Source organism: Streptomyces sp. NPDC001450 (assembly GCF_053597295.1).
Map to the genome: position 1 here is coordinate 211,448 of NZ_JBSFHY010000009.1, position 18,091 is coordinate 229,538.

The 18,091-nt window shown below is 72.3% G+C and carries 16 protein-coding genes and 3 pseudogenes; 10 read left to right on the forward strand and 9 right to left on the reverse strand.

Features of this window, described 5'->3' with window-relative positions; genetic code table 11:
* Nucleotides 1–29: 29 nt before the first annotated feature.
* From ACWC5O_RS12840 to ACWC5O_RS12850, 3 genes are all read right to left on the reverse strand, one after another.
* Nucleotides 30–1,364 (reverse strand): hypothetical protein, encoded by a 1,335-nt coding sequence (locus ACWC5O_RS12840; protein WP_450586746.1) that lies wholly within the window; start codon nucleotides 1,362–1,364, stop codon nucleotides 30–32.
* 163 nt (nucleotides 1,365–1,527) lie between these two features.
* Complete coding sequence (locus tag ACWC5O_RS12845; RefSeq protein WP_450586747.1) at nucleotides 1,528–2,793, reverse strand: GAF domain-containing protein; 1,266 nt, start codon at nucleotides 2,791–2,793, stop codon at nucleotides 1,528–1,530.
* A 321-nt stretch (nucleotides 2,794–3,114) separates the two neighbouring features.
* Nucleotides 3,115–4,752: an acyl-CoA dehydrogenase family protein gene (locus tag ACWC5O_RS12850; protein WP_450586748.1), complete on the reverse strand. Its 1,638-nt coding sequence runs from the start codon at nucleotides 4,750–4,752 to the stop codon at nucleotides 3,115–3,117.
* A 130-nt stretch (nucleotides 4,753–4,882) separates the two neighbouring features.
* On the opposite strand from ACWC5O_RS12850, the gene ACWC5O_RS12855 reads away from it, so the two are divergent.
* Entirely contained in the window at nucleotides 4,883–6,067 is a 1,185-nt protein-coding gene (locus tag ACWC5O_RS12855; protein WP_450586749.1) for a YihY/virulence factor BrkB family protein, read from the forward strand.
* A gap of 32 nt (nucleotides 6,068–6,099) precedes the next feature.
* Here the strand turns inward: ACWC5O_RS12855 and ACWC5O_RS12860 are convergent.
* A pseudogene (locus tag ACWC5O_RS12860) lies at nucleotides 6,100–7,134 on the reverse strand (hypothetical protein); the annotation flags it as partial.
* Between the two features lie 79 nt (nucleotides 7,135–7,213).
* On the opposite strand from ACWC5O_RS12860, the gene ACWC5O_RS12865 reads away from it, so the two are divergent.
* Nucleotides 7,214–8,149 (forward strand): AraC family transcriptional regulator, encoded by a 936-nt coding sequence (locus ACWC5O_RS12865; RefSeq protein ID WP_450586751.1) that lies wholly within the window; start codon nucleotides 7,214–7,216, stop codon nucleotides 8,147–8,149.
* A gap of 10 nt (nucleotides 8,150–8,159) precedes the next feature.
* Nucleotides 8,160–8,855 carry a helix-turn-helix domain-containing protein gene (locus tag ACWC5O_RS12870; RefSeq protein ID WP_450586753.1) on the forward strand — a complete coding sequence of 232 codons (696 nt, stop codon included), beginning with the start codon at nucleotides 8,160–8,162 and terminating at the stop codon, nucleotides 8,853–8,855.
* Here ACWC5O_RS12870 and ACWC5O_RS12875 read toward each other — a convergent pair.
* Nucleotides 8,841–9,239, reverse strand: a complete 399-nt coding sequence (locus tag ACWC5O_RS12875; RefSeq protein ID WP_450586755.1) for a VOC family protein — start codon at nucleotides 9,237–9,239, stop codon at nucleotides 8,841–8,843. The two genes, ACWC5O_RS12870 and ACWC5O_RS12875, sit on opposite strands and share 15 nt — an antisense overlap.
* A gap of 248 nt (nucleotides 9,240–9,487) precedes the next feature.
* On the opposite strand from ACWC5O_RS12875, the gene ACWC5O_RS12880 reads away from it, so the two are divergent.
* A complete protein-coding gene (locus ACWC5O_RS12880) occupies nucleotides 9,488–10,426 on the forward strand; it encodes a hypothetical protein (RefSeq protein WP_450586756.1) in 939 nt (312 codons plus the stop codon).
* A gap of 6 nt (nucleotides 10,427–10,432) precedes the next feature.
* Here ACWC5O_RS12880 and ACWC5O_RS12885 read toward each other — a convergent pair whose 3' ends face one another.
* Nucleotides 10,433–11,005 carry a hypothetical protein gene (locus ACWC5O_RS12885; protein ID WP_450586758.1) on the reverse strand — a complete coding sequence of 191 codons (573 nt, stop codon included), beginning with the start codon at nucleotides 11,003–11,005 and terminating at the stop codon, nucleotides 10,433–10,435.
* Nucleotides 11,006–11,047: 42 nt separating this feature from the next.
* A complete protein-coding gene (locus ACWC5O_RS12890) occupies nucleotides 11,048–11,680 on the reverse strand; it encodes a VOC family protein (RefSeq protein WP_450586760.1) in 633 nt (210 codons plus the stop codon).
* An 86-nt stretch (nucleotides 11,681–11,766) separates the two neighbouring features.
* On the opposite strand from ACWC5O_RS12890, the pseudogene ACWC5O_RS12895 reads away from it, so the two are divergent.
* The 3 genes and pseudogenes from ACWC5O_RS12895 to ACWC5O_RS12905 all read left to right on the forward strand — a co-directional run.
* A pseudogene (locus tag ACWC5O_RS12895) lies at nucleotides 11,767–11,951 on the forward strand (ThuA domain-containing protein); the annotation flags it as partial.
* 160 nt (nucleotides 11,952–12,111) lie between these two features.
* Nucleotides 12,112–12,975 (forward strand): isocitrate lyase/PEP mutase family protein, encoded by an 864-nt coding sequence (locus ACWC5O_RS12900; protein WP_450586762.1) that lies wholly within the window; start codon nucleotides 12,112–12,114, stop codon nucleotides 12,973–12,975.
* Entirely contained in the window at nucleotides 12,972–13,235 is a 264-nt protein-coding gene (locus ACWC5O_RS12905) for a hypothetical protein (protein ID WP_450586764.1), read from the forward strand. The genes ACWC5O_RS12900 and ACWC5O_RS12905 overlap by 4 nt, the downstream gene beginning before the upstream one ends.
* 68 nt (nucleotides 13,236–13,303) lie before the next feature.
* Here ACWC5O_RS12905 and ACWC5O_RS12910 read toward each other — a convergent pair whose 3' ends face one another.
* Complete coding sequence (locus tag ACWC5O_RS12910; RefSeq protein WP_450586766.1) at nucleotides 13,304–14,152, reverse strand: SDR family oxidoreductase; 849 nt, start codon at nucleotides 14,150–14,152, stop codon at nucleotides 13,304–13,306.
* A 103-nt stretch (nucleotides 14,153–14,255) separates the two neighbouring features.
* On the opposite strand from ACWC5O_RS12910, the gene ACWC5O_RS12915 reads away from it, so the two are divergent.
* Both ACWC5O_RS12915 and ACWC5O_RS12920 read left to right on the forward strand, forming a co-directional pair.
* A complete protein-coding gene (locus ACWC5O_RS12915) occupies nucleotides 14,256–14,717 on the forward strand; it encodes a MarR family winged helix-turn-helix transcriptional regulator (RefSeq protein ID WP_450586768.1) in 462 nt (153 codons plus the stop codon).
* A 271-nt stretch (nucleotides 14,718–14,988) separates the two neighbouring features.
* Nucleotides 14,989–15,159: pseudogene (locus ACWC5O_RS12920) on the forward strand (ISAzo13 family transposase); the annotation flags it as partial.
* Between the two features lie 182 nt (nucleotides 15,160–15,341).
* Here ACWC5O_RS12920 and ACWC5O_RS12925 read toward each other — a convergent pair.
* Nucleotides 15,342–16,406: a LacI family DNA-binding transcriptional regulator gene (locus ACWC5O_RS12925; protein WP_450586770.1), complete on the reverse strand. Its 1,065-nt coding sequence runs from the start codon at nucleotides 16,404–16,406 to the stop codon at nucleotides 15,342–15,344.
* Between the two features lie 731 nt (nucleotides 16,407–17,137).
* On the opposite strand from ACWC5O_RS12925, the gene ACWC5O_RS12930 reads away from it, so the two are divergent.
* Nucleotides 17,138–18,091 carry a cytochrome P450 gene (locus tag ACWC5O_RS12930; protein ID WP_450586772.1) on the forward strand — a complete coding sequence of 318 codons (954 nt, stop codon included), beginning with the start codon at nucleotides 17,138–17,140 and terminating at the stop codon, nucleotides 18,089–18,091.

Consider the following 18,091-nt stretch of genomic DNA (forward strand, 5'->3'; position numbering starts at 1 on the left):
GGTCTGTCGATCGACCAGGTCACCCCCGGTCAGCGCACCGAACGGTCGAGCACCGCCAGGGGCACCGCGAACAGCATCCGGTCCGAGACGGACCACACCTCGCCCGTCTCCTGCCAGTAGGACAGGGAGCCCGCGGACTCGGCCCAGCAGTGGTGGGAGGAGTCCGATCCACAGTGTGCCGCCTTCGCCCCCTTCGCGTCCTGCCGCCACAGGCCGCCGTGGCCGTCCCCGGAGCCGGACAGCTGTCCCACATACCAGGACGGACCGGCCGACCCGGCCTGCCGGTACGACAGCACGCCCCGGATCCCGGCCGTCCGGGTCCGGTAGGCCTCGACGGCGTCCACCCGCCCGGCGGCGTCGGTGGCGAGCAGTCCACTGCGCGCGGGGTCCGTGCTGAAGGCGTACCGCCACAGCCGGGCGTGCCGGTCGCTGCCGGGAGCGGTCCACTCGCCGGCGACCAGGCTGTCGGGTGCGGTGCCGCGGTCCAGGGAGAGGCTCGCGGGGCAGGGCGGGCCGGCGGCGGTGCAGCGGCCGGCGAGGTAGCGGTAGGAGCCGACGGCGGGCATCACGTACTCGTAGCCGTCGGCGGACCAGCCGCCGGGCACCCGGCCGATCGCGGGCGCGTCGACCGTGGTGCGCTGGATGCGGTCGAGGTCGTAGACGTAGAGCGCGTCGGCGCTGCCGGTCGTGGTGGTGACCAGGAGCTTGTCCTGGTACCAGACCATGCCCAAGACGCGGGAGGCGAGGCCTCGGTAGTCGCGGCCGCCGTCGACGGGGACCACCAGCAGCACCCAGCGGTAGACGGGGTGGTCGGCGTCGTCGGCGTCGACGAAGGCGACCCTGGCGAGGCCCCGCTCGGCGGTGGTCCCGGTGGTGGTGCTGTGGGTCCAGCCGGTGAGGATCGCCCGGTGGGTGCCCCAGACGCCGTCTTCGTCGGCGTCCCCGGAGGTGGTCACCGAGGCCGGCCGCCAGGCGGTGGTGGCGGCGTCGGCCGGGTCCCAGCAGTAGGCGCGGGTGGCGGCCGGGGCGACGGGCAGGGTCGCGTGGTCCTCGGAGGTGCAGCCGGTGCCCGCGCTCAGGGTGCGGTCGGCGCTCTGCAGGACGGTGTCCACGCCGACCGGGCGGCCCATGGACGCGGCGAGCCGGTTGAGTGTGCGGGCCGGCACCAGGTGCTCCTGCAGGCGCAGGGGCGCGGTGTCCGCCTGGGAGGTCAGTGGCTTGAGCGGGCCGGGGTTCTCGGCGACCGTGGCCTGTGAGGCGCTGATCAGCGTGGCGGCCGCGGTGAGCGCCAGCGCCGTCCCGGCGAGGAACGCGCGCACGGCTGCGCCCCGTCTGTGTCGGCGGTGTCTGCCGCGATGTCTCATGTCTCCTCCCGAGGCGGGCCAACTGCGCCTGGTGGTCCGTACGTTGACCAAGGAGCAGGTGGGGAGGCCCGTAGGGATGCTACGGCAGTGGCGGGCGCCACAGGGGCAAGACCCGCAAATATGCGGAAGATGCCCGCATCGAACCCACCTGTCACCCGACAGGTCAGCCGGCTGTCCGATGCCGTGCCACCGCCGGTGCCGTCGACTGGGGCAGCAGGTCACGGGTGTTGTCGGGCAGGAGCACCTCGATCTCCGCGTTCTCGCAGAAACGATACGGCCGGTGTCGCAGAAGGTCCCCGAGATATCGGCGAATTCTGGATATTTCTGCCCTGACGGTTACCGTTCGTGAAGGGTCGCCGAACAGGTCTTCGGCCAGGCCCGCCGCGCCGCGTCCCGACCGGTGTTCGGCGAGCAGGTAGAGCAACTCGGCGTGCCGGGGGCTGAGTTCGCGGGACCAGGAGCCCGTCGCCCGGTTCACGGTCACGGAGCTGCGGCCCGGGCGGCTCAGGTCCAGCAGGATCCGGGTGGGGCTGGCCGGCAGCGGCTCGTCGGCCACCCGCAGCAGCCAGCCCCCGGCCAGCGGCTCCACCGCGCAGGTGCCGAGCGCTGCCAGCCACCGGTGGCCCGGCGTGAGGGACTTGGGCACCGCCACGCGCCGCAGGTACGGCATCCCGGTCACGGCCGCGGTCCAGCCGTTCCGGTCCACCACCAGGGCCCGCCCGTCCAGCCGGGCCAGCACCGGCGCCGCCACCGCGCGCAGCCGCTCCAGCGAGGACAGGTGCAGCTCCCGCAGCCGGGCCTCGGCGAGTTTGGCCACCGAGTCCACCCAGGCGAGGGTCGCCGGATGCATGGTCTCCAGCGGGCCGCTCACGTCCACCACCCCGATGAGCCGGCCGTCCCTGGGGTCGGTGATCGGGGCGCCCGTGCACGTCCAGGAGGCGTGCGACCGGACGAAGTGCTCGGCGGCGAAGACCTGCACGGGCCGCCGTACGACCGCGGGGGTGCCCACGCCGTTGGTGCCGACGACGTCTTCCCGCCAGTCCGCGCCCAGTTCGAAGCCGAGTCCGTCGGCCTTGCGCAGCACCGGCGGGGATCCCTCCCGCCACAGGACACGTCCCTCGGCGTCGGCGACCACCATGATGTGCTGGGCGACGTCCGCGACCGAAAGCAGCCCGTGACGCAACACCGGAAGGACGTGCCTGAGCGGTGACTCCTCGCGTCTGCGCCGCACTTCGTCGGCGGGCAGCAGCCGGGATCTGAAGTCGTGGTCGGGGTCGACGCCGCTGCGCAGCATCCGTCCCCAGGACTGCTCGATCACCGGCCGGGGTGCGATCCGCGCACGTTGCCCGGCGAGTGTGGCCTCGCGTACCTCGCTCAGCACCCGCGCCGCCTGCGCCGCGTCCACGGCGGCCAGACGCGCCACGTTCATCGGCGGGTTCACCACTGGGGTCCTCCCGGAAAGGGCATCGAACACACTTGTCAAGCCGTCCGGGCGGCGGTTTCCGGCCCGACTGTTCCTCACATACTGCCGTCCGGCGCATGCCGGAGGCACAGGGTCCGCGCACAGTCACCAACAAGTTGCAACCCCCTGCAACCCTGGTGAATGGCACGAGGCTGGCTGAGACTTGACCCGGCGCCGCCTTCGGGCGGCGTTTTGTGGCCTTCAACGGGCCCAGTAGGCGGGGGTGGTGCCGTGTCGGCGCAGCACCACCCCCGTGCCCCATGCCCCGTAAAGGTTCAGGTCAGCGGGTCAGGGCAGCGGCCTGGCCCGCTCCACCACCGAGGCCGGGTCCAAGCCCTTGGGCAGGGTGCCGAAGGCCGCGCCCCGGTCGCCGCCGAGCCGGGAGGCACAGAACGCGTCGGCGACCTCCGGCGGCGCGTGCCGCACCAGGAGTGAACCCTGGAGCACCAGTGCGAGGCGCTCGGTGAGCCGCCGGGCGCGGCCCTCGACGCCGTCCAGATCGGCGAGTTCGGTGAACAGGTCCTTCACCGCCCGGTCCAGCCGGTGGTCGGCGCCGTGCGCCCGCCCGATCTCGGTGAGGCAGGCGTCCAGCGCGCCCGGCTCGCGCTGCAGCGCCCGCAGCACATCCAGCGCCTGAACGTTTCCGGCGCCCTCCCAGACGGAGTTCAGCGGCGACTCGCGCACCAGCCGGGGCAGCCCCGACTCCTCGACGTACCCGTTGCCGCCCAGGCACTCGGCGGCCTCCACCACCACCGGCGCACAGCGCTTGGTGACCCAGTACTTGGCGGCCGGCACCGCGAGCCGCAGGAAGGCACGTTCCTGCTCGCCCCCGTCGTCGTAGGCGGCCGCGAGCCGGAGCGTCAGCGCTGTCGCGGCCTCGGACTCCAGCGCGAGGTCGGCCAGCACGTTGCGCATCAGCGGCTTGTCGATCAGCTTCCCGCCGAACGCCTCCCGGTGGGCGCAGTGGTGCACGGCCTGCGCCACCGCCTGCCGCATCAGGCCCGCCGAGCCGAGCGCGCAGTCCAGCCGGGTCGCGGCGACCATCTCGATGATGGTGCGCACCCCGCGTCCCTCCTCGCCGACGCGGCGCGCCCAGGTGCCGTCGAACTCGACCTCGGCGGAGGCGTTGGACCGGTTGCCCAGCTTGTCCTTGAGCCGTTGGATGAGGAACACGTTGCGGCTGCCGTCGGCGAGGACGCGCGGGACGAGGAAGCAGGTGATCCCGCCGGGAGCCTGGGCCAGCACCAGAAAGCCGTCCGACATGGGCGCCGAGCAGAACCACTTGTGCCCGGTCAGGACGTACGTCCCGGCCTCGGCGAGCGGCCGGGCCTCGGTGGTGTTCGCCCGTACGTCGCTGCCGCCCTGCTTTTCGGTCATGCCCATGCCGAACAGGGCGCCGGGCTTCCGCCCGGCGGGCCGCAGCTCACGGCCGTAGACCGTGGACGTCAGCCGTGGCTCCCACTCGGCGGCCAGCGCGGGGTCTGCCCGCAGCGCGGGTACGGCCGCGTGGGTCATGGACAGCGGGCAGCAGTTGCCCGCCTCGACCTGGGTCCACACGAGGAACCCGGCCGCCCTGCGCACATGCCCGGCAGGACGCGTCCAGGCGCCGGTCAGCCCCGCCCCGACCCCCTTGCCGAGCAGCCGGTGCCAGGCGGGGTGGAACTCGACCTCGTCGATCCGGTGGCCGTACCGGTCGTGCGTGTGCAGCCGTGGCGGATGCTCGTTCGCCTGCACGCCCCACTCCTGCACCTGCGCCGAACCCGAGGCCCGGCCCAGCACGGACAGCTCGTCGCGCACCTCGGCCAGCACATCGGGATCCGTGTGCCGCTCGACCGCCTCGACAAGGGCCCGGTCGGCGCTGAAGACGTCGTATCCCACCAGCGGAGGGGGCTGGTTCGTCACGGTATGGGTGGAGTTGCCTGCCATGATTGCGAACCTACCCGGGATCGCAGCGATACTGGCCTCCAGAGTCGCACAGCACCGCCCGTGGGCGCGTCCGGCCCGTCACCTGCCCCGGAAGGTGAGGGCGGTCCCGTTCGGCGGATACCGTTAGGTCGTGCAGCCAGGAAGTGAAACCCCCGAGCGGCCCGCCGGCCGGCTCCACCGGGCCCGAGTCCTCTACCGGAACGTCTCCAAGCGCCGGACCGCCTGGCTGCTGCTCAAGGACACCGTCAACTCCTGCATGGAGTACCGCATCCTTGGCCTGGCGGCCGAGGCGGCGTTCTTCACGCTGCTGTCCGTGCCGCCGCTGCTGCTGAGCCTCATCGGCCTCCTCGGCTACGTCGACGCCTGGACCGGCGCGGACACCATCCAGAGCCTGGAGAACAACCTCCTGGAGGCCTCCCGCACGGTCCTGTCCGACAAGGGCGTGAAGGAGATCGCCGAGCCGATCCTGCACGACGTGATGAAGGGCGGCCGGCCCGACGTCATCTCCATCGGCTTCCTCTTCGCCCTGTGGTCGGGCTCCCGCGCGGTGAACGTCTTCATCGACACGATCACCGTCATGTACGGCCTCGACGGCGTCCGCGGCATCGTCAAGACCCGCATGATGTCCTTCCTGCTGTTCATCGTGGCGCTGCTGATCGGCTCGGTCGCACTGCCGCTGATGGTGGCCGGGCCGGACGCGGTGGTGGGAGTCGTGCCCTGGTCGGAGACGGTCGTCCAGGTCCTGTACTGGCCGGTGGTCATCGTCCTGTCCATCGTCTTCCTGACGACCCTGTACCACGTTTCCGTGCCCGTCCGCTCCCCCTGGATCGAGGACGTCCCCGGCGCCCTGGTCGCCCTGGCCATGTGGGTCCTGGGCAGCTTCCTCCTGCGCATCTACCTCACCAGCACCATCGAGGGCGCCACGATCTACGGCTCCCTGGCGGCCTCCGTCGCCGTCCTCCTCTGGATCGGCGTGTCGGCCTTCGCCGTGCTCGTCGGCGCCGCGGTGAACGCCGCCATCGACCGGGTCTGGCCGGCCGCCGCCACGGCCGCGGCCCGCGCCGCCAACGAGCGGCTGCTCGAGGCGGAGGTCGTCGAGTACGTCGCCCGCGTCGCCGCCGCCCGCGAGGCCGACCCCGACGACCCCGACATGCCGTCCGAGTTCCCCGAACGCTGGTCCCGCTTCCTCCCCCCGGAGGACGTCACGGCCCGCCTGCGCACCCACGCGAAGAACCCCCACCACCACACCCACAAGGGCCACGAGGTGAAGGGCGCGAACGGAACGAACGGGAGCACCCCGCCACATGCCGGGTGACGGGCGGACCGCCGGCCGGCGCCCGGGTACGGCTTCCACTTGCCCGCCGCCGCGGTCTCCCGTACGAAGTCGGCGAAGTCACGCGGCTCGCGGCCCAGGACCTGGCGTACGCCGCCCGACAGGTGGGCGTTTCGGCCGTCGAGGAGGCTCTCGAAGAGGCCGACCAGGTAGCCCGCCTCCTCGGGCGGCACCCCGAAGCCGGCCAGTCGCTCGCCGTGCTCCCGGGCCGGCACGGCCCGGTACGACAGCTGCCGCCCGGCCGCCGCCGCGATCTCGGCGACCGCCTCGCCGAAGGTCAGCAGCCGTGGCCCGGAGACCTCCACCACCCGTCCGACGTACCGCTCGCCCTCGGCCGGCGCCGCCACGACCACGTCCGCGATGTCCCGCGCGTCGACGAACGGCTCCCGCACCGCCCCCGCCGGGAACACCAGCTCCCCGTGCTCCCGCACCTCCGCCACCAGCGGGCCCTCGCTGAAGTTCTGCGCGAACCAGGCGGCCCGTACGACCGTCCAGTCCGCCCCCGAGGCCCGGAGCGCCTCCTCGGTGGGCCGCGCCTGCTCCCTAGGCCCTGCCGTCGGTCTCCCGCCTGCCCCGCGGCGTCTGGCACGCACGCTCGCCGCGTTGCCGAACCGCCCACGTGGCTCCGCCACGGGGCGCTCCGGCGCTTTGCGATCGCACGCACCAGACGCCGCGGGGCCCGCCCTCCGGGCGGACGACGGGAGACCGACGGCAGGGCCTGCCCCGCGCCGACAGCAGCACCAGCCGCCGCACCCCAGACCGACGGCCTCGCGGGCCAGGTGCCCGACCGCCTCCGCGGCGTCCGGCGCCCCCACGTCCGAGGGATACACCAGGTAGGCCGGGTCGGCGCCGCTCAGCACCCGCGCCCACGTCGACCCGTCGTGCCAGTCGAAGCCCCCCGCCCGCGAGGCCGCCCGGACCATCAGCCCGGCCGCCCGCGCGGCCTCGGCGACCCGGCTGCCCGTGCGACCGGACGTGCCGGTCACCACCACCGTCGAACCCTGTGTCCCACCCGTGTTCCGTGTCCTGTCCGTCAGTTTCCGCGTCATGTCCGTCAGTCAACTGCGGCCCCGCGGGGGACCATCGCCGATCGGCTCACCCGCATACGCGCGCGTCTACGCTGAGCCCATGGACGCACTCGCAGGCCTCCTGGACGGCCCCCGCGCGCACGGCGCCTTCATGATCCGCGCGTGCTTCGAGCCGCCCTGGGCGGTCCGCGTGGAGGACCGCGCCCCGCTGACGGTGATGGTGATGGCGCGCGGCGAGGCCTGGGTCACCCCCGACGGCGGCGAGCAGGTCCGGCTGCGCCCCGGCGACCTGGCCATCGCGCGCGGCCCCGACGCGTACACCTGCGCCGACACTCCCGGCACCGCCCCGCAGGCGCTGATCCTGCCCGGGGGCGAGTGCCGTTACCCCGACGGCAGCTTCCTGAACGGCTCCATGGACCTCGGCGTGCGCACCTGGGGCGACCGCCCGGACGCCCCGACGGTGATGCTGATCGGCACCTATCTGATGCAGGGCGAGATCAGCGGCCGCCTGCTGGACGCCCTGCCCCCGCTGCTGACCCTCCCCGTCGAGGTGTGGGAGTGCCCGCTCACCCCGCTGCTCATGGACGAGGTCGTCCGCGACCAGCCTGGCCAGAAGGTGGTCCTGGACCGCCTGCTCGACCTGCTCGTCATCAGCGCGCTGCGGGCCTGGCTCTCCCGCCCCGAGGCGGCCGCACCCGCCTGGTACCAGGCTCTCGGCGACCCGGTCGTCGGCCGCGCCCTGCGCCTGATCCAGGACGACCCGGCCCACCCCTGGACGGTGTCCGCGCTCGCCGCCGAGGCCGGGGTGTCCCGGGCGGCCCTGGCCCGCCGCTTCACCGAGTTGGTCGGCGAACCCCCGATGGCCTACCTCACCGCCTGGCGCCTCGCCCTGGCCGCCGACCGGCTGCGCGACACCGAGGACACCCTCGCCGCCATCGCCCGCCGGGTCGGCTACGGCAGCGCCTTCGCCCTGTCCAGCGCCTTCAAGCGGGTGTACGGGGTCAGCCCCCAGGAGCACCGCACCCGCGCGGCGTAGCCTGGCGTACGTGTACGAGGAGCGGCCGTCCCGACTGACCGGCGCGGTGGTGTGGCAGCGCACCCCGGAGCATCTGCAGGACCTGGAGGGTGTCCGCCCGGTACTGCCCGACGGCTGCATGGACCTGCTGTTCAGCGAGGGCCGGCTGCTGGTCGCCGGGCCCGACACCCGCCCGTACGTCCCCGAGGGCCCGCCCCGCGCCTGGGCGGGCATCCGCTTCTTCCCCGGCACCGCGCCCGCCCTGCTCGGCGTACCGGCCCACGAGCTGCGCGACGCCCGCGTCGAGTTGACGGACCTGTGGCCCGCCGCCCGGGTACGACGACTGCGCGACCGTATCGAGGCGGCGCCCGACCCGGCGACGGCCCTGGAGGAGATCGCGCTGGACCGGGCCGCGCAGGTGCAACCCCCCGACCCGCTCCTGCGCCATCTGGTGGAGTGCCTGGACGCGGGCCGCCCGGTGGCGGCGACGGCCGGCGAACTCGGCATCGGCGACCGCCAGTTGCACCGCCGCTGCCTGACCGCGTTCGGCTACGGCCCCAAGACCCTCGCCCGCGTCCTGCGCCTGCAACGCGCCCTGGCCCTCGCCCGCTCCGGCGTCCCGTACGCCGAGACGGCGGCCCGCGCCGGATACGCGGACCAGCCCCATCTCGCCCGGGATGTACGGCAGTTGGCGGGCATGCCGCTCGGAGAGCTACTCGGCCGCTAGCGGCGCGAACAGGTCGACGCCGTTGCCGTCGGGGTCGTGCACGGTGGCGTACCGCTGCCCCCAGAAGGCGTCCCACGGCTTCAGCTCCCCGTGGTACCCGGCGCCCACCAAGCCCTCGTACACGGCGTCGACCTCGGCCGGCGAGCCGCACCGGAACGCGAGCCCGACCCGGCCCCCGCCGGCGGGCGGCCGCCACCCGGAGTGGAACGACCGGACGGTCTCCTCGGTGTCCAGCGCGAGCACCAGCCCACCGGGCAGCTCGGCCTCGACATGCGGCTGGTCCTCGGCCCCTTCGGGGAAGACCAGTCCGAGGCGACGGTAGAACGCGAGCGAGGCGGCCAGATCGGAGGCCACCACGCCGATCACGGCGAATCGTGGAGTCATGGGTTCACCGTAGGCACGGGCCGGGTGCCCGGTCTTGAAGGAATCGGACACGGTGGCACCGGCGGATAAACGGTTGCGCCTGCCTCGCACGGTCGGAATGATCCATCCGTTCGATCGTGGGGGAGTGGTTGTTGGCCGACGTGTTCGTGTGTGATCAGTGCGGTACGGAACTGACCGTGCCCGTGTCCAGGGTGGCGCTTCCGGTGCGGGCCCGGCACCACTTCTGGCACGATATGCTCCCGGCCCTGATGGAGTCGGGAACATACGCCATCGACCCGGAGCCCCGGGGAGGGCCCTGGATTCCCTGGGACGAGGTGGGCGAGGAGGGAGCGGCGGCCCTGGGGGTGTTCGCTCCGGTGTACGTCCTCTTCTCCGGGCCGCCGGGCGCGGTCGTCGTCGCGCCGGGGGACGTCCGGGGCACCGTGCTGATCCCGGGCCACGACGGTTACTGCCTGGGCCTGGACGGCAGAAACGGCCCCAACCTGGCCTGCGAGGAGTGCGGCCGGCCGGTGGCGACCCGGATGGACGACTGCTCGATCTGGCAGGCCGTGTGGCTGACCCCCACCGCCGTACGCCGCGTTCCGGGCCCCGCTCCCCGGATCTCCGACTGGGAGACCGTGGTGGAGGAGGGGCACGGCACGCCGCCCGTCGAGCAGCCCGGGCACTGGAGCCCGCAGTGGGAGGCGGCCGCCGGTGTTGCCCTGGCCCACCTGCTGGTGGCTTCGGCCGGCGCCCGCGTGGCCCTGCCCGGCGGACTCGTCACGGACATGTTCGGCCGGGCACTCGACGCCCTGCTCCCGCCCGGACGGCCGGTCCGTACGCTGGCCCTGACCGGCCCGGGTCTGCCCGCGTCGGGCGCGTCGGGCCCGGACATCGTTCTGGTCCCCGTGCACCCGCAGACCGGCGAGGCATGGCAGCCGCCCGGCAGCCCGGCGACCGTACCGCTGCCCGCCGACGTGTGGCTGGGCCTGGCCTTCCCCGAAGACCTGCCCCGCCTGCCGGTGACCGGCGGACTGCCCCGCGGCGTCGAGCGCGACGACCCGCTGCCGCTGCGCCCGGGGTGGATGTTCCGGCCCGACCGCAACCTGTTCCTGTACACGCTGGCCAGACTGCCGGCCGTACGCGAGCCGTGGCTGCGCAGGATCTACCTCCAGCTGCAGAGCTCCAGGAACTTCCGCGTGTTCTAGTCCGTCTCACCCACCAGGCGAATTCCGCTGTCGCAATGCGCGACGGGCCGACCGCTCCGCCCGTTCTGCGCAGGACATGATGCGCGCCTGCCTCCGGGGCCACCACGTCAGCTCCACGAGGAAGAACAGGACGAACAGCCACGACACCCATGCCTGCCGCATCGATCCAGAGAAGGTGTCGATCAGCGCGAGAGCCACAGCCAGTCCGGCGAAGACCAGGACCACCCAGAGGAGGAGGCGATCTTGTTCCCGTGCTGTCCGCAGGCCGTTGCAGTAGTCGATGACGGCAGGCGCCAGCCGGGCGTCACCGGTGTCCTCACCACGTCGGGCGGCGCGCACCACTGCCGTCCGATCCGCCGGATCCAGGTCCCCGGCCCCGGGCCAGACCCGGGCCATCCGTCGGGCCACCCTGATTCCGTAGAAAGGGCCGAGCACGAGAACCGCCGCGACCGCGCCCACCCATGATCCCGACTCGGCCAGCACGAACGCGCCGAAGAGGACACCGGCCGAAAGTCCGATGATCAACGCCCTGTGAACCGGACCGCCTCGCCACACCCAGCCGGGGAGGAGCACCACCACAGCGTCATGCTGGCACACGGAGGGCACGGAGGTTCTCCAGGCTCACCCGAAGGTCACCGGCCCTTCCGGCGTCCGAACGGTGAAAGAGATCATGAACGGCCCCTCGCCGAGGGCGAGCTCGGTGCCCAGCGCCGACAGCAGGGGCCGTACCTTGTCCGGCTCCGGAGCCGTGGCCGTCACCTCCAGCAGCGGGGTGACCGGCAGTCCCGAGGCGGCAGGGTGCACCGAGCCGCCCCAGTCGATGAGAAACGGCACCAGTCCGGAGGGATGCCCGCTGCCGCTGTCCGTCAGCCGCCACTCCAGCAGCGTGCCGTCCGGGGTGCGGCGGCTCATCGGGTGGATCGGCCCCGGGTCGTAACCCCGCTCTCGGGCAGCCGCGATCGCCGCCTCCAGGTCAGGCGGGCTGATCGCCCAGGTCACCGTGGCCGGCCCGGCCAGCCGGTCGACCCCGAACGGCCGCAGCTCCACCGGCTCCGGCTGCTCCGGATCCGGCCCGATGATCTCCAGATAGCTCCGGCCGCCCAGCCCGACCAGGTAGTTCCGCGTACCCAGCTCGACATGCACCCCACCGGGCGCGGGCGTCACCCCGGTCCGCGACGCGAACTCGGCTACGGTCGCGGCCAGATCGGGCGTGGCGAGAACGAGGTGGTCCAGCAGCGGAGGAATGGCCTTCATTCCGGGGGAGGTTACAGCTCTCGGAGGTTGTTGGGGAGCCTGAGGAACGCGGTCCAGATGGAGGGGGTTGGGGGAGTTCACCGTCGGCGGACGAGACGTCGTACGAGGGCGGCGGCATGGGGTCGACCATCCGCTGGCCTGGTGCCGCCGCCAGGGGGGGGGACGGGTGTTCTGCGCGGCCCCCGGACACGCCGCCGAGGCCTATCGGGATCAGGCCTTCCTGACCCACTTGAGCGGCGGTATCGCCTGGGCGGGACGGCTCTGCGAGTGACGTTTCTGCGGTGAACCCGTTCGGCCATCGGGGTGAGTAAAGCTGGCGTATGGGGCGGGTCATATGCGTACCTAGAGATGCTCTTGTCTTGGCAAAGGGCGTCGAGACGCGGTGACCCGCCCCCGGTCCCGCGTCACCCACCCACCGGAGGAGCCGGACCTTGACTTACGGGACAAAACTGCGCGAGCGGATCGCCGGGCCCGGGACCACACCGCTGATCGGCGTGTACGACATGTACTCGGCCTCGATCGCGGCCAACCACTACGACGGCATGTTCGTCTCGGGCTTCGGCTTCGCGGCGTCGTACTACGGACTGCCGGACATCGGATTCATCGCGTGGCCGGACATGGTCGCGTTCGTCCAGCGACTGCGGGGCGCGTTCCCGCACCACCACCTGCTGGTGGACATCGACGACGGGTACGTCGACCCCGAGGTCGCCTGTCACGTCGTCGAGGGACTGGAACGGATCGGTGCCTCCGGGGTGATCCTGGAGGACCAGAAGCGGCCCCGCCGCTGCGGGCACGCCGACGGCAAGCAGGTGCTGCCGCTGGACGAGTACCTGGAGAAGCTGGACAAGGTTCTGGCCGCCCGTCAGGACCTCGTGGTCGTCGCCCGTACGGACGCCACCGACGAGCACGACATCCTGCACCGGGCCGAGCGGCTCGCCGCGACCGACGCCGACGTGGTGCTGGTCGACGGGGTGCGCAGCGTCGAGTGGATCAAGCGCATCCGCGAGGTCGTCGGGGACAAGCCGCTGCTGTTCAACCAGATCGCCGGCGGCAAGTCGCCCCGGCTGTCGCTGACTGAGCTGTCCGACCTCGGCGTCGACGTCGCGATCTACAGCACCCCCTGCCTGTTCGCGGCGCACGAGGCGATGGACTCGGCGCTCGGCGAGCTGAAGGCGGCGGACGGGCGGTTGCCGCAGGTGGACCCGGCCGGCGGGGTCGGTGTGAAGGCGTCGACCACGCTGCTGGAACGGAACATCGCCCGCGAACGGCTGCAGCCCGAGGGCGTGGGCGTGTGACGGGTGGCGCCGGGCCCCGGCTCGGGGCGGCCGCGGTGATCGCGGCGGCGCTCCTCGCGGCCGGTGCCGCGCCCGCGGTGGCCAACGGAAGCAGTCTGATCACCGTCATCGACAACTCCCAGGCCGACTCGATCCTGGAGGTCGACCGGACGGCCAACGTGCAGACCGGAAAGGGCACCGCGGGCAGCGACCACGACGGCAGCGCGGTGGACGCCATCCAGGCCCTCCTCGGCGACTTGGAGAGGGACGACGAGGACTGAGACAGGCCGATCGCAAAGGGCCGGGCACCCCGTGCGGGGGATGCCCGGCCCTCGCCGGGTGGGTAAGGTCAGGCGACCCAGCCGTTGGTGATGCCGAGGACCGCGGAGCCGTCCAGGTCGGTGAGTTTGGTGCCGACGAAGCCGCGGGCCCAGTCGGAGGTCTGGAGGCGGAAGGCGGGCTCGTCCGCGGTCAGAGCCTCGATCACCGACTCGGCGGCGCCCTCGGCGGTCTGCGCGCCGTCGAGGAACTGCGCGATCGTGCGGTTCAGGTAGGCGTTCAGCTGAGGCGCGTACACCCCGGCAGCGGCGACGGCCTCCTCCAGGTCGACGCCGACGTTGGCGACGAATTCGGTGGCGACGGCGCCGGGCTCGATCACGGAGACGGACACGCCGTGCGCCGCGGCCACGGGGGCCAGGCTCTCCATGTATCCCTCGACGGCGAACTTGGCCGCGCAGTAGGCCTCGTTGAAGGGCTGTCCGATGACGCCGCCGACGCTGGTCACGGTGATCAGACGGCCGCCGGAGGCGCGCAGGTGGGGCATGGCAGCCTTCGAGACGTTGAGCACGCCGAAGAAGTTGACCTCCATGACCTTGCGGACCTCGGCCACGGACTCGTTCTCCAGGGTGCCGAGGTGGCCGGCGCCCGCGTTGTTGACGACGGCGTCCAGGTGACCGTAGTCGGCGAGCACGCCGTCGATCGCGGACGTGATCGAGGCCTCGTCGGTGACGTCGAGCCGACGGATGTCGACCTCCACGCCCGCCTCGGCGGCGGCCTTGCGCAGGGCGTCGGAGCGGCCGGGGTCACGCAGTGTGGCGACCGTAGTCCAGCCGGCGCGTGCGGCGGAGACGGCGGCGGAGAGGCCGATGCCGGAGGAGGTGCCGGTGATGAGGACGACCTTGGGGGAGTGGGAAGACATGGGGGAGGCCTTTCGGGGCACGGGAATCTCGGCTCATTTGAGTGCGTGTACACACACCATAATGCACTTACGTGCGTGTACACGCAACCGGTAAGCTGATGACATGCCGAAGAAGAAGCTCGCGCAGGCGGAGATGCCGGTGGCGGACCACGCCTTCTACGGGCTGGTCTGGGCCGGGACCGTCCTGACGGACCGCGTCGACCGCGCCCTGAGCAAGGCGCACGATCTTCCGGTCTCCTGGTTCGAGGTCCTGCTCTGGCTGGCCTCCAGCCCCGACCCCGTTCCGGCCTCCGTCCTGGGCAACAGCACCATGCTCAGCCGCAGCCAGGTCTCGCGCGTCGTCGACGCCCTCCAGAGCCGTGGTCTCGTCACCCGTACCCCCTCGGCCCGCGACGCCCGCTCCGTCGAGGTCTCGCTCACCCCCGAGGGGCATCGGCTCTTCGAGGCGGCCGACGCCACCCGCCGCGAGTGCCTCGCCCCCGTCTTCACGGACCTCCTGGACGAGGACGACCTGCAGGCGCTCAGCAGGGTGTGGCAGAAGCTCAAGGCCAACAAGGACGGCTGACGAGACCCGCATCGACGCAGTGGAAGAAGCCGGACTGACAGCCGACGTCCGCTCCCCGTGGAACACGTGATGAGCACGTAGTTCTACGCTGCCGCACGCGTCTTCGCCGCAGCGATCCTTGTTCTGGGCGGAGGACGGTGGCGATCACTGGCAAGTCCTCGGGCTGATATTCGAGTTGGTGGACAAGTGGGTGCTCATCCGGGAGAGCCGCGACCCCGACACCGTGCGTTACCGCATGCTGGCGCAGGATGGAGACGGCTCCACCTGGCCTGACCTCGGCGTGGACACCTACCCGACCGGAGTCGCCATCGACGACGCCGAGATGGCAGCCCTGGGGTCCGGCTCTGCTGTCGATCTGACCCGGACGCTGGCCACGGACGGCGATACCGGACGCGGCCGCCCGCCCCGGCTCGCCTTCCCTGGCCAGGTCCTGGCCACCGTGTCCTCCTCGGGGGCGTGTTCGTCGTCGCCGGGCGCGGCCATGGTGGTGCGGTGCCGTGCGGGGGTGAGGGTGCGGCCTGGGCGGTGCCGTACGCGGTGACCAGGGCGACGGCGGCCGCGGCGAGGGCCGCTGCGGTGCGCGTGGTGGGATTCATGCGCGGTGCAAGCCTGGGTTCGGGGCGGTCACCGCGATGCGGCCGAACGGGCGGCGGGCGGCACGGCCGTACTCGCCCGCCGCACCAGCCTGGTCGACAGTTCCGTCCGTGTCCCCTCCGGGCGTTCCCCCTGCATCATCCGCACCAGCAGCCGCAGCGCGGTCGCCGCCATCTCCGCGAGGGGCTGGCGGACGGTGGTGAGCGCCGGGGTGACCCAGCGGGCCTCGGGCAGGTCGTCGAAGCCGACCACGCTGACGTCGTCCGGCACCCGCAACCCCCGCTCGGCCAGGGCGGTGTACACGCCGAGCGCCATCCGGTCGGAGCACACGAACACCGCCGTCGGCGGCTGCGGCAGGTCCAGCAGTTCGTGCATGCGCAGGCGGGCGGTCGGCTCCTCGAACCCGGCGTGCCGCACGTACTCGCCACGGTGCCGTACCCCGGCCGAGGCGAGGGCCGAGCGGTAGCCCGCCACCCGGGCGCTGCTGCACATCCTGCGCCGCGGGCCGGCGATCACCGCGATCCGCTCGTGTCCGAGGGCCAGCAGATGCTCGGTCGCGCTCACCCCGCCCTGCCAGTTGGCGGCCCCCACCGACATCACTCCGGACGGCGGCTCGTGCACGGGGTCGATCATCACGAACGGGATGCGGTGGTGGTCCAGCCAGGCGTACTGGGCCGGGGACAGCTCCGCCAGGTTGAACAGCACGCCCGAGGAACCGCGCGCGGTCAGCTTGTCCAGCCAGTCGCGCTCGGGGCGGTCGCCCCGGGTGCGGTTCAGGCCCGCCGAGACCACCACCTCGAGGCCCGCCTCGTACGCCGCCTCCTCCACTCCGTGCAGTACGGCACCCGACCAGGAGCTGTCGAGCGCGTGCACCACCAGGTCCACCAGGGCCGGCGTCTTCGTCGCGTCGAAACGGGGTCTGCGCACGTACCCGAGCCGGTCGAGCGCCTCGGTGACCCGACGCCGAGTCTCCGGAGCCACATCTTCCCGTCCGTTGACGACCTTCGAAGCGGTCGGCACCGACACCCCCGCCTCGCGGGCGACCACCGCCAGCGTCGGCCCGGCCGCCACGCTCGCACTCCCCGCACGGACCATGGGGAACCCGCCTCTCCGACCCGCCCTCGGGCCACCGAAAGTTGCGACCAACGCTGCTTCCGCGGCCTGCTCACCGAGCATGCAGAAAGCGCTTCCTACGATAGGTGTGCGTCAACACGGCGTGAAGACATGGGAATTCGCGGGATGGTGGGCGGGGGGACTTTCGAAACTTCGAACAGGGTGGGGTGGTTGTGAGGCCGTTGACGCGCGGTCCCCGCGTTGCCCGGTGCCGTCCACGACATCAAGGCCGCCCGCACCCCACGGCGTCCTCGACACCCTGACCGGCGCGGACATCCGCTGCTGGGCCGACTCGGGGTGGGAGTTTGCGCTGCCGAAATCACGGAATCCCTGCTCAGCGCGGTGACGGAGGACGGAGCATCACCCGTTTGGAGTAATCCGATCGGGTGCCGAGTCGCGCGTCACCCGTTCGGAGTGGTCAATGGGGAGGGCTGACACGAGGTTTTCGTTCATCGCCCCGAGGGGTTGATGCCATGGGAATCATCGGCTCCATCGACGCTCTTGCCGATGTACACACCGGCGACCCGTACCCCGTCTACGAACGACTGCGTGAGACTGAACCGGTGTACCGGTGCCGGAGCGGCACCTACCTCCTGACGCGATACCCGGACTGCCGACGCGTACTGACCGGGCGCGAGCTCTTCCTCGCGCCGGGTGCTCACCGGCCGTCCAGGGGGAGGACCGGACATGCCGTGCCGGTGCTGTCCCGTGTCATGAGCTCGCAGAATCCGCCCCGGCACACGAGAATGCGTGCGGCAGTGGCCCGGCGGTTCGCCGAGCACGTGCGACGTCGGCAGCCGTGGCTCAGCAGCCTCTGCGACCACCTGCTCGAACCCGTGGTCGAAAAGCTGCGCCACGGCGTCACCGACATGACCCCTGTCGCCGAGGCCTTCCCACGCGACACGATCATGCACATGCTGGGACTGCCCCGGACCGACCGAGAGCTGGTCTCGGGGCTCGTCGCCGACATCTTTCCGACCTCGGGGCCACTGCCCGAAGAGGAGGGCGACGGCGCGGCGGCGATGCGACGGCTCACCGACTACCTCCAAGGGGAAGTGGCCCGCAGACGCCGTGCGCCCGGCGACGATCTGACGTCCGAACTCGTCCGTGTGCACACCGCCCGTCCCGACGCCCTGCCGCACGACGAACTGGTCAGCATCCTCACGGGCCTCACGGTCGCCGGATTCCCACAGATCGCTGCGGGGATCGAGACCGGCATCGTCCTGATGATCCGTCACCCCGAGTGTGCGGTCTTCCTGGACGACCCCGTCCGTGCCCGGATGTTCGTCGACGAGCTGCTCCGCTACGACGCACCGGTGCAGTTCACCCCCGCCCCGCGCATTCCCGCCAGGACGGTGGTCATCGGCGGCGTGACGATACCGGCGGGCGCGCGGGTCTGGCCGGTGCTCGGCGCCGCCAACCGGGATCCCGCTGTGTACTCCCGGCCGGACGAGTTCCTGCCGGGACGCGGCGGGCCACGTCATCTGAGCTTCGGTGGAGGCGCCCACTACTGCCTCGGCGCCGAACTTGTGCACCTCGAGATCGCGATGCTGTTGCAGCGGCTTCGGCAGCGGCTCCCCGATCTCGCGCAGGCACAACCTCCTGCCCAGAGGTACGGGCGGCTGCGCGGGTTCACGTCCCTCCCCGTCATGCGAACGGAACGCTGA